This is a genomic window from Pseudomonas sp. NPDC087614, assembly GCF_044743485.1.
GTDB classification, from domain to species: Bacteria; Pseudomonadota; Gammaproteobacteria; order Pseudomonadales; family Pseudomonadaceae; genus Aquipseudomonas; species Aquipseudomonas baetica_A.
In genome coordinates, this window is the sequence record NZ_JBIUWN010000006.1 from 1 (window position 1) to 13,558 (window position 13,558).

The window sequence follows — 13,558 nt, forward strand, 5'->3', positions numbered from 1 at the left end:
GGCATCGGCCGTCACGCTCAGGGCTTCTTGTTCCAGCTGTTCTTTGGCGGCCTTGGCCATTGGCTCCAGTTGTTTTCGGTCGTCGCCGTCCTGGGATACTGAGCGATGCGCTTATCCAGCTTCTCTTCCTGACGCTTGAGCTGCTTGAGGTTCGTGTGGCGCCGCGAGGAAGCGACAGCCTGAAACTTGCTGCCATCAATGGCCACCAGCTCACCGGCTATCAGGCCGGCGGTTCGGCAGAACTGGACGAAGGCCCGGCACGTCGCCACAAAGGCCGGTTTGTTGTTTTTGCGAAAGTCGGCGATGGTCTTGAAGTCGGGTTTAAGCCGGTTGATCAACCACATCACTTCGACGTTGCGCTGACACTCAGCTTCGAGCCGCCGCGAGGAGCGAATCCGCTGAAAATAGCCGTAGAGATAGAGTTTGAGCTGGTCGGCGGGGTCATAAGAAGGGCGACCGGTGCTTTTAGGCAGCGCTTTATCAAAGCCCAGTTGCACCAGATCCAGCTTTGCGACGTACAGGTCGATAACCCGAACCAGGTGATCTTCGGGGATCAACTCTTCCAGCGAGACCGGAAACAGGCTGGTCTGGCTGCGAGACTCTCCTTGGATGTAAGCCATAACGAAAAATGCTCCGTATCTTTCGATACGGAGCATTTTCATTGAGCGCTGCGCAGATTGCTAGGTTTTCACACAGTCTGCGAAGGTGGCTTTTCGTACAGACCGATCAAACGCTATCAGTAAGCCTTGCCAGTCTTGTAGAAGTTTTCAAAGCAGAAGTTCGTCGCGTCGATGTAGCCCTCAGCGCCACCGCAGTCGAAACGCTTGCCTTTGAACTTGTAGGCCATTACGCAGCCGTTCTGGGCTTGTTTCATCAAAGCATCGGTGATCTGAATTTCGCCACCCTTGCCTGGCTCGGTTTGCTCGATCAGGTCGAAGATGTCCGGAGTCAGGATGTAACGACCGATGATCGCCAGGTTCGACGGAGCGTCTTCCGGCTTTGGCTTCTCGACCATGCTGTGAACGCGGTAGATGTCGTCGCGAATCATCTCGCCGGAGATCACGCCGTACTTGTTGGTTTCTTGCGGATCGACTTCCTGGATGGCCACGATCGAGCAGCGGAACTGCTTGTACAGCTTGACCATCTGGGTCAGTACGCCGTCGCCTTCAAGGTTGACACACAGGTCGTCCGCCAGCACCACGGCAAACGGTTCGTCGCCAATCAGCGGGCGACCGGTGAGGATCGCGTGGCCCAGACCTTTCATTTCGGTCTGACGAGTGTAGGAGAACGAGCACTCGTCCAGCAATTTGCGGATGCCGACCAGGTATTTTTCCTTGTCGGTGCCTTTGATCTGGTTTTCCAGCTCGTAACTGATGTCGAAGTGGTCTTCCAGAGCGCGCTTGCCACGACCGGTAACGATCGAAATTTCCGTCAGGCCAGCGTCCAGAGCCTCTTCAACGCCGTACTGGATCAGTGGCTTGTTTACCACCGGCAGCATTTCTTTAGGCATGGCTTTAGTCGCTGGCAGGAAGCGAGTACCGTAACCGGCTGCTGGGAACAAGCATTTCTTGATCATATAAGTCCTTGAAAGGGCTGTGTGTACGAGTTTCGGCGCAGTCTAATCAGGCGGCGTGCACCTTACAATGCCCCGCACTGGCTAACCGATGCCATCATAGAGAAATATTCTCGCCGATAGTTCCATCGGCATCTTGCGTAGCCAGATCAGCGTAGCTCAAAGATGCCGACAAGCCGAATCACCATACGCTCATCGCCCCCCAATGCGAGCATTTGCCGGTATCATGGCGCCTTTGAACCAGCGAACGAGACAGATAGATGGCCGCGGTAAAAATCATCAACGGGTACGTGATCGACAAGAAAGACGGCAAGTGGAATCTGACCACCACCAATGGCGAACACATCGCTGGGCCTTTCGACAGTGAACAACTGGCGACTGATGTCGCGTCGGTGTTCACGGACACTCCCGCATCGGCGAAGCGCCGTGGCAAAGATCAGGACTGATCTGCTGCGCCCTCCCCCGGAGCCCTGCCCTTGCGCAGGGCTTTTTTGTGCTCGCCTGCAAACAAGTGGCCTATCGCTATAACCTTTTCATACCAGCGCTGTCAGAGCGTCTAGTCCCCCTCGTTAAAGACGACAAATATGAACCTGAACAGTTTTTTGCCACTGATTGCGGTACTGGCCCTGACCGGTTGTGCCACCTCCCAAACCACTTACCTGAACAACGGCGAACAGGGCCTGACCATCGAGTGCTCCGGCGAAGCCAATTCCTGGGCCACTTGCTATGAAAAGGCCGATGCCTCCTGTGCGGGCACCGGGTATCGCATCGTCGGCACGGACGGCACGCCAGCTTCGAAGGAAAGCGACAAGACATTGGGTATCGATGTCGGCAACTACAAAAACCGCAGCGTGGTAGTGGTCTGCAAATAGACCTTACATGTGGATTTCGGCGAACTTGATCCCGAGTCCGCGTACAACTTCGATCAGATCGTCGAGCCGATTGAAAGACTCGACTTCGTCGTTATCGTCCACCAGGAAATAACTGCGCCCAGCGCTTTTCTTGAAAAACACGATCCACTCGCCCGAATTCGCCGGGTTCTGAATTACATGGGTGGCAGAGATCAGGCCCTCTGCGTGGCGTTCTCGTACTTGCTCTCGCTTCATCGCAACTCCAGAAATGAAAATGCCGTCACAGCATGACTGTGACGGCATTGATGCTGATGACCCGTAGTCTATCAGCCGGAAATACACGCGTTGGCAGCGTTACGCACATCACGTGGGCGCACGGGTACATTGGACATGCGCTCGTGCAGCTTGATGCTGCTGCCGCCGGAGCGATCTTCGATGTCAAACACGGCCGCCGCGCCCGTGGACAATTTCCCGGGAACGATGACTCGAACCCCATCCTTGTGCGCCTGCACTTGCAGCGCGCCACGGCTATCGGCCAGTTTTTCGGCCAGGCATTGAGCGTACTCATGGGGCTTCTTGCCGGAGATCACGCTCATGGTCGGCAGTGTTTCATTGATTTCGGAAACACTTGCGCAACCACCTACAGCCAAAACCAACGGCAGACACACCACACCCCACTTCATACAAAACCTCCGTTAAAGACCGTCCGACAGCACAAATGCCGTTTTTCTCCGAGGTCTCTTGCATTTAACCCGCATCCAATCGCGAATATGTGTTCAAAATTGTCAATCCAACGCCCGACGGCCAGATAATAACCCGTGCGGGCTGATAAACTGCGCCCATTAACAAGCTATCGTTTTGATTTTGTAGAAAAAGCCCTTCCGGAGGCGCCCATGAAATTTATTCACCAGCGCGAGCACCTCAACGAAGACGACATCGTCGTCATCCAATGCTCGCAAACCTGCAACATCCGTCTGATGAACGACGCCAACTTTCGCAGCTTTAAAAATGGTGGTCGCCACACCTATCACGGCGGCGCTTTCGACACCTTCCCGGCCCGCATTACGGCGCCGAGCACCGGTTTCTGGAACATCACCATCGACACCGTCAACCGTCGCCCAATCAGCGTTACCCGCAAGCCGACGCTGACTCACTCGATCAAGATCATCCGCCGCTCCAGCACCAAACTCAGCTGAGCTGCCCCACCCTTTCAGGCAGGTAAACATGACCGTGGCCCAAACGACCAAATACGTCATCAAGTACAAACTCAACGGTGAGCGGCGCTTCGAGTTCGCTCAACTGGAAAACGGTACAGAAGAAGAAGCCAAGGCAGCGCTGAGTGCAATTCACGACCAGGCTGACGTAGTCAGCGATATCGCCGTCAGCAAAGCGCTGTAACCTTTCGCCAGAATTCGACCGCTAGCGTCCACGACACTTTGTGACCCGCATGCAACCGAGCCATTTTGATCTATTCGCCGATCACGAACCTGAGCAGCAACCCCGCGCCGAGCAGATCGGCGAGCAATCGTGGTTGCTGCGTGGGTTTGCCCTGCCCATAGTCGATCAACTGTTACCGGTATTGGCCGCGATTCTGGCGGCAGCGCCATTGCGCCACATGGTCACACCGGGCGGTTTCAGCATGTCGGTGGGCACCAGCAGTTGCGGGCACCTGGGCTGGATCACCGATCGCAGCGGCTATCGCTATTCAAGCGTCGACCCACTCAGCGGCCAGCCCTGGCCGGACATGCCCTTGATATTGTCCGACCTTGCGCACTGCGCCGCCGAGCGTGCAGGATTTGCCGACTTTTACCCGGACTCCTGCCTGATCAACCAATATGTCCCCGGCGCCAAGATGTCATTGCATCAAGACAAAGACGAAAGAGCCTACGCTGCGCCGATCGTTTCTTTGTCGCTAGGGTTGCCGGCCATGTTTCTGTTCGGCGGTTTCAATCGTAACGACAGGAGCCAGCGAATCCCTCTGCTGCACGGTGATATGGTGATCTGGGGTGGCGTTGATCGATTGCGCTTTCACGGTGTATTGCCGATCAAGCACGGCCAGCATCCACAGTTGGGTGAGCAGCGCATCAATCTGACCTTTCGACTCGCCGGCTGATCGTTGAGAATTTGACCGCAAGGCTCGGAGTGTTGGGGTTGGCGACTGCGGTTAATCTGAATCAAACAGGTCAACGGACTATCGATCATGGAAACGCTCTCGCCCCGTCCCACCACTGAAGACGATCCACGCTGGGCTGCTGTCGTTGCGCGCAATCCACAAGCGGACGGACAATTTGTCTACGCGGTGAAAACGACGGGCATCTATTGCCGCCCAAGCAGCCATGCGCGATTGCCCAAGCCGCAGAATGTCGAGTTTTTCGATACTGCGCAGCAAGCTGAAGCCGCCGGTTATCGCCCCAGTAAGCGCGCAAGTAAAGATCAGAGCGAAGTGAGTGCGCAGCACGCCGCCACAGTCGCGGCGGCCTGTCGGCAAATCGAGTGCGCCGAAACCTTGCCCGCGCTCAACGAACTGGCGAAGACAGCGGGACTGAGCCCGTTTCATTTCCATCGAGTATTCAAAGCTGCAACAGGTTTGACGCCCAAGGACTACGCCGCCGCCCATCGTTCACGCAAAGTACGTGAGCGTCTGTCCAATGGTGGCTCGGTGACCGATGCGCTTTACGATGCGGGCTTCAACTCCAACAGCCGCTTTTATGAATCCGCCGATCAATTGCTGGGAATGAAACCGGCTGACTACCGTGCCGCCGGGCAGAATAACGACATTCGTTTCGCCGTTGGCCAATGCTCGCTTGGGGCGATTCTGGTGGCGCAAAGCGAGCGCGGAGTTTGCGCCATTCTATTGGGCGATGATCCGCACCAACTGGTGTGCGATCTGCAAGACAAGTTTCGCAAGGCGAACCTGATCGGCGCCGATGCTGGATTTGAACAGTTGATCGCCAAAGTCGTGGGGTTTATCGAAGCCCCGGCGATTGGCCTGGATCTGCCGCTGGACGTGCGCGGCACGGCGTTTCAGGAACGTGTATGGCAGGCGTTGCGGGAAATTCCGGTCGGCAGCACCGCCAGTTACGCCGATATTGCCCAGCGCATCGGCGCGCCGACCTCCATGCGTGCCGTCGCTCAGGCGTGCGGCGCGAATCGCTTGGCCGTGGCGATCCCTTGCCACCGCGTGGTGCGCAGCGATGGCAATCTTTCGGGCTATCGCTGGGGTGTCGAGCGCAAACGCCAATTGCTTGAGCGTGAAACGCAATCCTAGCGATTGACGTCGACTACAACCCGGCCGCGAAGCTGTCCGGCGAGCAATTTGGGCGCCGCATCGATGGCTTCGCTCAAGGCGATTTCATGGCTGATCAAGGGCAGCAAGGCAAAGTCCAGATCCTTGGCCAGGCGATCCCATGCTTCCAGTCGACGCGCTTTGGGCTGGGTCACACTGTTGATGCCGGCCAGGGTCACACCGCGCAAAATGAACGGTGCCACCGAGGCCGGAAAGTCCATGCCCTGGGCCAAACCGCACGCAGCGACCGTGCCTTCAGAGCGCGTGCTGGCGCAGGCATTCGCCAATGTGTGGCTGCCGACCGAGTCGATCACTCCCGCCCAACGCTCCTTGGCCAGTGGTTTGCCTGGCTCGGACAGGGTTGCACGGTCGATGATTTCGCTTGCGCCTAACTGTTTCAGATATTCGTGCTCAGACACCCGCCCCGTGGACGCCACCACCTGATAACCGAGCTTGCTCAGCAACGCGATAGCAAAACTGCCAACGCCACCATTGGCGCCAGTGACCAGCACCTCGCCCTGCTGCGGCGTCACGCCGTTACGCTCCAGCGCCATAATGCACAACATTGCCGTGTAACCTGCCGTGCCAATGGCCATGGCTTGCGCGGCGCTAAAGGCTTTGGGCAACGGAATCAGCCAATCCCCCTTGAGTCGCGCTTTCTGCGCCAGTCCGCCCCAATGGCCTTCGCCCACACCCCAGCCATTGAGCAGTACCTGATCGCCCACTTTATAGTCCGGGTGCGAACTGAACTCGACCGTGCCTGCCAGATCGATACCCGGCACCATCGGGAACTTGCGCACCACCGGGCCGTTGCCGGTGATCGCCAGCCCGTCCTTGAAATTGAGCGTGCTGTACGCAACGTTTACGGTCACATCGCCTTCGGGCAAGTGCTCTTCGTTGATCTGCTGCAGGTTGGCGCGATAACCGCTGTCGTCTTTGTCGATCAGAATACCGTTGAACATGATGGCCTCTCATGGATGGATTTCGGGTTGTCGTAGCCTTCAAATACCACATCTCGCTGCGTTGCCACACACGACTTTCTGCCAATTCGCGCATCGGTCACCACCCGCGCTGAGCGACTGCGCAGCACGATGTTCTGAATTTCAGAGTGGCCCTGAGTCCGGTTTTGCTGTTAAAAAACCGGCCTTGCCCCGTTTCATCGTTCGGAGAGCCGTGCCCATGAGCCAATGGCCAGATACCCGCATTATCAATTTGCTCGGCACTGCATGGCCGATCATCCAAGGCCCGATGGCCGGCGCCACGAATTCATCCATGGTGATCGCCGTGTGCAACGCCGGTGGCCTTGGCTCGATGCCAGCGGCAATGCTGAGCATTGAGCAATTGCGTGAAGCGCTGAAAACGATTCGCCAGCACACCGACAAACCTTTCAACGTGAATTTCTTCTGTCATCAGCCACCCGCCGTCGATGAGCAACGCGCGCGCGACTGGAAGCACCGGCTGGAGCCGTACTACCGCGAACTGGGCGTCGACTTCGATGCGCCAACACCGGTGTCCAACCGGGCGCCGTTCGATGCGGCAGCGTGCGAAGTGCTGGAGGAGTTCCGGCCTGAGGTGGTGAGCTTCCACTTTGGCCTGCCGGAAAAATCCTTGCTGGATCGGGTGAAAGCCACCGGGGCGAAAATCCTGTCTTCGGCCACCACCGTCGATGAAGCCCTCTGGCTGGAGCAGAACGGTTGTGACGCGATCATCGCCATGGGCTACGAGGCCGGTGGACATCGCGGGATGTTTCTCAGCGAAGATCTGAACACCCAGGTCGGCACCTTCGCCCTGGTGCCGCAGGTGGTCGACGCGGTGAAGGTGCCGGTGATTGCCGCCGGTGGGATCGCCGACGCTCGTGGCGTGGCGGCGGCGTTTATGCTGGGCGCATCTGCGGTTCAGGTGGGCACCGCGTACCTGTTTACCCCGGAAGCTAACGTCAGCGCCGCGCATCACAGAGCTCTGCGCACCGCCAAAGAAAGCGAAACCGCCGTCACCAACATTTTTACCGGGCGCCCGGCCCGCGGCATTCTCAACCGCGTCATGCGCGAACTGGGGCCGATGTCGCCCACAGCGCCAGCCTTTCCGTTGGCCGGTGGTGCACTGATGCCACTGCGGGCCAAAGATGAGGCGCAGTTCGCCAACCTCTGGGCTGGCCAGGCTTTTACTCTGGGGCAGGACGTCAGCAGTGCCGAACTGACTCGGCAACTCGCCGAAGGGGCGTTGACCAAACTGGCTCATCGGTGAAGAAGATCAGGGTGATGAACGCAAGTCCTCACCCTGTTTTTCACCTGCACTTTCCGTTTGGCGGCAATTCGCTATATATTTCGCTATATAGCGTTTCTACTCATTGCAACGGCGCAATAGCTACCCTCTGCACACGCCTACAACGGAGCTGTTACATGATCACTCGTGCCTCACGTTTAGTCCCTGCCTGCCTGGCCTCTTTGCTCGCGGTTTTCGCCATCGGCGCAGTCCAGGCTGATGAAGTCCAGGTTGCCGTCGCCGCCAACTTCACCGCGCCGATCAAGGCCATTGCCGCCGACTTCGAAAAAGACACCGGGCACAAACTGGTCGCCGCCTACGGCGCTACAGGCCAGCTCTACACTCAGATCAAGAACGGCGCTCCCTTCGAAGTGTTTCTCTCGGCGGACGACACCACACCGGAAAAACTTGAGAACGAAGGCGAAATCGTCAAGGGATCGCGCTTCACTTATGCCATCGGCACACTCGCGCTGTGGTCGGCCAAAGAAGGATATGTCGACGCCAAAGGCGATGTGCTGAAGAACAACGAATACCAGCATCTGTCCATCGCCAACCCCAAAACGGCACCCTATGGCCTCGCCGCTACACAAGTGTTGGCAACGTTGAAACTGGGCGAAGCCACCCAGGCCAAGATCGTTGAAGGCCAGAACATTACTCAGGCTTACCAGTTCGTCTCCACGGGTAATGCCGAACTGGGCTTCGTTGCGCTGTCACAGATCTACAAGGACGGCAAAGTCAGCAGCGGTTCAGCGTGGATTGTTCCGGCCACCATGCACGACCCGATCAAACAGGACGCAGTGATCTTGAACAAAGGCAAAAACAACGCTGCCGCCCAAGCCCTGGTTGACTACCTCAAAGGCCCGAAAGCCGCCGCGATCATCAAATCGTACGGTTATCAGCTCTAAATGTCGCTCTCGAGTGCCGACTTCGCGGCGATCTGGCTGACCCTGAAACTGGCGTCCCTGACCACCGCGATCCTGCTGGTTGTCGGCACTCCGATTGCCCTGTGGTTGTCGCGCACCCGTTCGTGGCTGCGCGGCCCGATCGGAGCAATCGTCGCCCTGCCCCTTGTGCTGCCGCCGACCGTGATCGGCTTCTATCTGCTATTGCTGATGGGGCCGCACGGTGTTGTCGGCCAGTTCACCCAATGGCTAGGGCTCGGCACGCTGACGTTCAGTTTCACGGGGCTGGTGATCGGTTCGGTGATCTACTCCATGCCGTTCGTGGTGCAACCGTTGCAAAACGCGTTCTGCGCCATTGGCACTCGCCCGCTGGAAGTAGCCGCGACCTTGCGTGCCAATTCGTGGGACACTTTTTTCAGCGTGATTGTGCCGCTGGCCCGCCCCGGCTTTATCACCGCGGCGATCCTCGGCTTCGCACATACCGTCGGTGAGTTCGGCGTCGTGCTGATGATTGGCGGCAACATCCCCGACAAGACTCGCGTGGTCTCGGTGCAAATCTACGACCACGTCGAAGCGATGGAATACGCTCAGGCCCACTGGCTGGCCGGCGCGATGCTGGTGTTCTCGTTTCTGGTGTTGCTGGCGCTCTATTCCAGCCGCAAAACCCGCGCTGGCTGGAGCTGATCGATGATTGATGCACGCCTGAAAGTCGCTTATCCCGGCTTCAATCTGGACGTCGACCTGCATTTGCCGGGGCGCGGCGTCACCGCGCTGTACGGTCATTCCGGCTCGGGCAAAACCACCTGCCTGCGCTGCATCGCCGGGCTGGAACGTGCAGAGCAAGGCTTCATCCGCATCAACGACGAAGTCTGGCACGACAGCGACAACGGCATTTTCGTGGCGCCGCACAAACGCGCACTGGGTTATGTGTTTCAAGAGGCCAGCCTGTTTCCACACCTGTCGGTGCAGGCCAATCTGCAATTTGGTCTCAAGCGCATCGCCAAATCCGCACGCCGGGTCGACATGGCACAAGCCACCGAACTGCTGGGTATCGGCCACTTGCTTGGGCGTCATCCGCAGCATTTATCGGGCGGCGAACGCCAGCGCGTCGGTATCGCCCGTGCGCTGCTGACCAGTCCGAAACTGCTGCTGATGGACGAACCACTCGCCGCGCTCGACAGCCAACGCAAAAGCGAAATCCTGCCCTACCTGCAACGCCTGCACGACGAACTGGATATTCCGGTGCTGTACGTCAGTCATGCGCAGGACGAGGTTGCGCGCCTGGCCGATCACTTGGTATTGCTCAGCGACGGCAAGGCATTGGCCAGCGGCCCGATCGGGGAAACGCTCGCTCGCCTGGACTTGCCGATGGCGATGGGCGATGACGCAGGCGTGATCATTGAAGGGCTGGTCAGTGCCTACGATGCGCAATATCAGTTGCTCAGCCTGCAACTGCCGGCGACCGATATGAGCATTCGCGTAGCACACGCACCAATGGCCATCGGCCAAGCCCTGCGCTGCAAGGTGCACGCGCGCGACATCAGCCTGGCCCTGCAAAACAGCGAGTTCAGCAGCATTCTCAATCGGCTGCCGGTGACGGTGGTCAGCGAGCTGGCTGCAGACAACACCGCCCATGTGCTGATCCGTCTCGACGCTGGGGGCACTGCGTTAGTGGCACGCATTACGCGGTTTTCCCGGGATCAATTGGGCGTGCATCCGGGCCAGCAGCTCTGGGCGCAGATCAAAGCGGTCGCCGTACTCGCGTAAATCATTGGCACGACGGCTTCAGTGCGCGGTCAATCGTTTTACCGACCGCTGCGCCATCCAAGGAAGCTGCCATGCCCGATACCGAGTTGACCGACGCTCTGCCCTGCGACCTGCATTACGTCGACGACACACAGCCCGGCATCACCCGCAAAAAACTGCGCGCCAGGTTCAGCTATTTCGAGCCCTCGGGCCAGCGCATCACCGATCCCGATGAGATCAAGCGCCTCAACGCCCTCGCCGTGCCGCCAGCCTATACCGATGTGTGGATCTGCCCTGACCCGCGCGGCCATTTGCAAGCTACCGGTCGTGATGCCCGGGGTCGCAAGCAATACCGCTATCACCCGCGCTGGCGTGAAGTGCGCGATGCCGACAAATACTCGCGGCTGCGCGAGTTCGGCCTGGCACTGCCAAAACTGCGCAAACAACTGGAAGCGCTGTTGGCCGCTCCCGGCTTCAGCCGCGACAAGGTCATGGCCACCGTGATCACGTTGCTCGACGCAACGTTGATCCGGGTCGGCAACACGCAGTACGCCCGGGACAATCGCTCCTTCGGTTTGACCACCCTGCGCAGTCGCCATGTCGAGGTCAACGGCAACGCGATCCTGTTCCAGTTTCGCGGCAAGAGCGGCATCGAACACCAGATCACCGTCAAGGACAGACGCCTGGCACGCGTCATCAAGCGCTGCCTGGAGATTCCCGGGCAAAACCTGTTTCAGTATCTGGATGAGCAGGGCGAACGGCACACCGTGAGTTCCTCCGACGTCAACGCGTACCTGCAAACCCTGACCGGCGCCGAGTTCACCGCCAAGGACTACCGCACCTGGGCAGGCAGTGCCTTGGCATTGGCGGTGTTACGCGAGCTGCAATGGGAGTCAGAAACCGAAGCGAAACGGCATGTCGTGGAGATGGTGAAAGGCGTCGCCAAACAGTTGGGCAACACCCCGGCGGTGTGCCGCAAGTGTTACATCCATCCCGCTGTGGTGGAAAAATTCATGCTCGGCGCTCTCGCTGAACTGCCGCGCCCACGCGTGCGCAAGGGCTTGCGAACCGAGGAAGTAGCGTTGGCGATGTTTCTCGAACGAATGGGCGATATGACGCACGCAACTTGATCGACTGGGCAGCGTCATCTAGGCTATCGACCTTTCCATTTCTCAGGACGACCGCAGACGTGAACAACCTGGCCTTCTAAAAATGTAAGCGCGGCACGCCGTTCTCGGCGTTTGTCAGTTTTCACGACATTTTTTGGAGGTGCCGATGGCTCACGTCTCGCGTACGTCTGCACTCGTCTCCCTGAATCAACTGAATTTTCAGTTCGCCAATGGCGAGATGATTTTTAACGCACTGAATTTGCAATTCGATCATCTGCCGACCGCCGTCGTCGGGCGCAACGGTGTCGGCAAAAGCGTGCTCGCGCGGCTGATTACCGGGCAGCTAGAGCCTACCGCCGGCAGCGTGACGCGTTCAGTTTCGGTGCGCTACGTCCCTCAAACCTTCACCTCCAGGCCCGGTCAGACTATTGCCGATGCTACGGGCACAGCGCGAGCACTCGCAGCACTGGTGCGACTCGAGCAGGGCAGCGCCAGTGCCGAGGATTTTGACCTCATCGGCGAAGGGTGGGATCTGCCGGAGCGCTTGCGTCAGCGACTTGATGAGGCCGGGCTGCCCAACATCGGCACGTACGATCTGACTGACAATCTCAGCGGTGGCCAGCAAGCCCGAATCGCGCTGATCGGCGCGCTGTTGAGTCAGGCGCAATTGTTGGTGCTGGACGAACCGACCAATCATCTCGACCACGCGGGCCGGCAATGGCTGATGCGTGAACTCGAACGCTGGCGCGGTGGCTTGATTGTCGTCAGCCATGACCGGCAATTACTCGAGCAGATGCGGCGAATCGTCGAAGTCACACCGCTCGGTGTGACAACCTTCAGCGGCAACTATTCAGCGTATTCCGAACAGCGTCGAGTGCATCAAGCAGCCGCGCAAGCACAGCTTGATCAAGCTCGAAACGAACGCCAGCGCGAGCGTTCTCGGCTGCGGCATGAGCACGACACGATCCAGCGTCATGCCGCTTGCAGCCGTCGCCATGCGCAAACTGCCAACATGGCGAGCTTCGAGCGAAGTGCGGCGAAGGCGGCTGCGAGGGAAATCATGGGGCGTGTACGGGCCGGTCATCTGTTACGGAAATCCGAACTGGATACCAGAGTGCGTGACGCCTACACGAACGTTGCGCCCGACGACGGTATTCTGATCCATTTGCCGGGGAGCGCTGTTCCGAGTACTCGCCAGATCTGCACACTCGTCGAGGCCTGCTTGCCGTGGCTGCCGGTCGATGCGCCTTCAACCTGGCTGAACCTGAGCCTCCACGGGCCGATGCGCGTTGCCGTCAGCGGTCCAAACGGGTGTGGCAAATCCACCCTGCTGAAAATGCTCGCCGGTGAGTTAACGCCTGAGTTCGGTGACTGCACCACCCACGTGACTAGCGCCTTCCTCGATCAACACCTGAGGCAGCTGGATAATCGCATGAGCATTGTTGAGCAGCTCAAAGCGCAGCGAACACCCTTGGACGAGGGCACCTTGCGCAGCTACCTGGCGCACCTGCAATTGAACGCGCAGTGTGTCACTCGGCCCTGCGCCTCACTCAGTGGCGGTGAGCGCCTGAAAGCGGCCCTTGCATTGGCACTGTGGCGCCAGACGCCCGCGCAATTGCTGCTGCTCGATGAGCCAACCAACCATCTCGATCTGCCCTGCGTAGAAGCCTTCGAACAAGCCTTAAAGACCTTTCCCGGCTCAATTGTCGCGATTTCCCACGACCAAGCGTTTCTTCGAGCGTTAAACCCCACTCATTGGCTGACCTGGGGGCCCACAGGTTGGCGCTGGCAACCGACGAGCTGAACTGTGTATTTTTTGCACGATGGCC

The 13,558-nt window shown here is 58.7% G+C and carries 16 protein-coding genes and 1 pseudogene; 12 read left to right on the forward strand and 5 right to left on the reverse strand.

What is annotated here, in order from left to right; translation table 11 throughout:
* Together ACIOWA_RS03505 and galU are read right to left on the reverse strand one after the other, a co-directional pair.
* Positions 1-620, reverse strand: a pseudogene (locus ACIOWA_RS03505) (transposase); the annotation flags it as partial.
* A gap of 116 nt (positions 621-736) precedes the next feature.
* A complete protein-coding gene (gene galU, locus ACIOWA_RS03510; protein ID WP_105345983.1) occupies positions 737-1,576 on the reverse strand; it encodes a UTP--glucose-1-phosphate uridylyltransferase GalU in 840 nt (279 codons plus the stop codon).
* A gap of 257 nt (positions 1,577-1,833) precedes the next feature.
* On the opposite strand from galU, the gene ACIOWA_RS03515 reads away from it, so the two are divergent.
* Complete coding sequence (locus ACIOWA_RS03515) at positions 1,834-2,019, forward strand: hypothetical protein (RefSeq protein ID WP_339433174.1); 186 nt, start codon at positions 1,834-1,836, stop codon at positions 2,017-2,019.
* 138 nt (positions 2,020-2,157) lie between these two features.
* Positions 2,158-2,445, forward strand: coding sequence for a hypothetical protein (locus tag ACIOWA_RS03520; protein WP_339433173.1), 288 nt, complete (start codon positions 2,158-2,160; stop codon positions 2,443-2,445).
* 3 nt (positions 2,446-2,448) lie between these two features.
* On the opposite strand, the gene ACIOWA_RS03525 is transcribed toward ACIOWA_RS03520, so the two are convergent.
* Together ACIOWA_RS03525 and ACIOWA_RS03530 are read right to left on the reverse strand one after the other, a co-directional pair.
* Positions 2,449-2,679 (reverse strand): hypothetical protein, encoded by a 231-nt coding sequence (locus ACIOWA_RS03525; protein ID WP_150602362.1) that lies wholly within the window; start codon positions 2,677-2,679, stop codon positions 2,449-2,451.
* Positions 2,680-2,750: 71 nt separating this feature from the next.
* Entirely contained in the window at positions 2,751-3,107 is a 357-nt protein-coding gene (locus tag ACIOWA_RS03530) for a hypothetical protein (protein WP_221729749.1), read from the reverse strand.
* A gap of 210 nt (positions 3,108-3,317) precedes the next feature.
* On the opposite strand from ACIOWA_RS03530, the gene ACIOWA_RS03535 reads away from it, so the two are divergent.
* The 4 genes from ACIOWA_RS03535 to ada all read left to right on the forward strand — a co-directional run bounded on the left by ACIOWA_RS03535 (position 3,318) and on the right by ada (position 5,692).
* Entirely contained in the window at positions 3,318-3,620 is a 303-nt protein-coding gene (locus tag ACIOWA_RS03535; protein ID WP_007946189.1) for a DUF1883 domain-containing protein, read from the forward strand.
* A 28-nt stretch (positions 3,621-3,648) separates the two neighbouring features.
* A complete protein-coding gene (locus ACIOWA_RS03540) occupies positions 3,649-3,822 on the forward strand; it encodes a hypothetical protein (protein WP_339433172.1) in 174 nt (57 codons plus the stop codon).
* A 49-nt stretch (positions 3,823-3,871) separates the two neighbouring features.
* The gene (gene alkB, locus ACIOWA_RS03545) at positions 3,872-4,537 is read left to right on the forward strand and encodes a DNA oxidative demethylase AlkB (RefSeq protein ID WP_401158393.1); all 666 of its coding nucleotides are present in this window, start codon (positions 3,872-3,874) and stop codon (positions 4,535-4,537) included.
* Positions 4,538-4,624: 87 nt separating this feature from the next.
* Entirely contained in the window at positions 4,625-5,692 is a 1,068-nt protein-coding gene (gene ada / locus ACIOWA_RS03550; RefSeq protein ID WP_339433171.1) for a bifunctional DNA-binding transcriptional regulator/O6-methylguanine-DNA methyltransferase Ada, read from the forward strand.
* Here ada and ACIOWA_RS03555 read toward each other — a convergent pair.
* Entirely contained in the window at positions 5,689-6,672 is a 984-nt protein-coding gene (locus tag ACIOWA_RS03555) for an MDR family oxidoreductase (protein WP_339433170.1), read from the reverse strand. The genes ada and ACIOWA_RS03555 overlap by 4 nt on opposite strands.
* A 217-nt stretch (positions 6,673-6,889) precedes the next feature.
* Between ACIOWA_RS03555 and ACIOWA_RS03560 the strand changes: the two genes are divergently transcribed.
* The 6 genes from ACIOWA_RS03560 (at position 6,890) to ACIOWA_RS03585 (ending at position 13,533) form a co-directional block, all read left to right on the forward strand.
* Entirely contained in the window at positions 6,890-7,954 is a 1,065-nt protein-coding gene (locus ACIOWA_RS03560) for a nitronate monooxygenase (RefSeq protein ID WP_339465907.1), read from the forward strand.
* Between the two features lie 155 nt (positions 7,955-8,109).
* Positions 8,110-8,877 carry a molybdate ABC transporter substrate-binding protein gene (gene modA, locus ACIOWA_RS03565; protein ID WP_401158227.1) on the forward strand — a complete coding sequence of 256 codons (768 nt, stop codon included), beginning with the start codon at positions 8,110-8,112 and terminating at the stop codon, positions 8,875-8,877.
* Positions 8,878-9,558 carry a molybdate ABC transporter permease subunit gene (gene modB / locus ACIOWA_RS03570; RefSeq protein WP_401158229.1) on the forward strand — a complete coding sequence of 227 codons (681 nt, stop codon included), beginning with the start codon at positions 8,878-8,880 and terminating at the stop codon, positions 9,556-9,558.
* 3 nt (positions 9,559-9,561) lie between these two features.
* Positions 9,562-10,641, forward strand: a complete 1,080-nt coding sequence (modC, locus tag ACIOWA_RS03575) for a molybdenum ABC transporter ATP-binding protein (RefSeq protein WP_339507899.1) — start codon at positions 9,562-9,564, stop codon at positions 10,639-10,641.
* A 71-nt stretch (positions 10,642-10,712) separates the two neighbouring features.
* Positions 10,713-11,750, forward strand: a complete 1,038-nt coding sequence (locus tag ACIOWA_RS03580) for a DNA topoisomerase IB (RefSeq protein ID WP_401158232.1) — start codon at positions 10,713-10,715, stop codon at positions 11,748-11,750.
* 145 nt (positions 11,751-11,895) lie between these two features.
* Complete coding sequence (locus tag ACIOWA_RS03585) at positions 11,896-13,533, forward strand: ABC-F family ATP-binding cassette domain-containing protein (RefSeq protein WP_401158234.1); 1,638 nt, start codon at positions 11,896-11,898, stop codon at positions 13,531-13,533.
* Positions 13,534-13,558 lie beyond the last annotated feature (25 nt).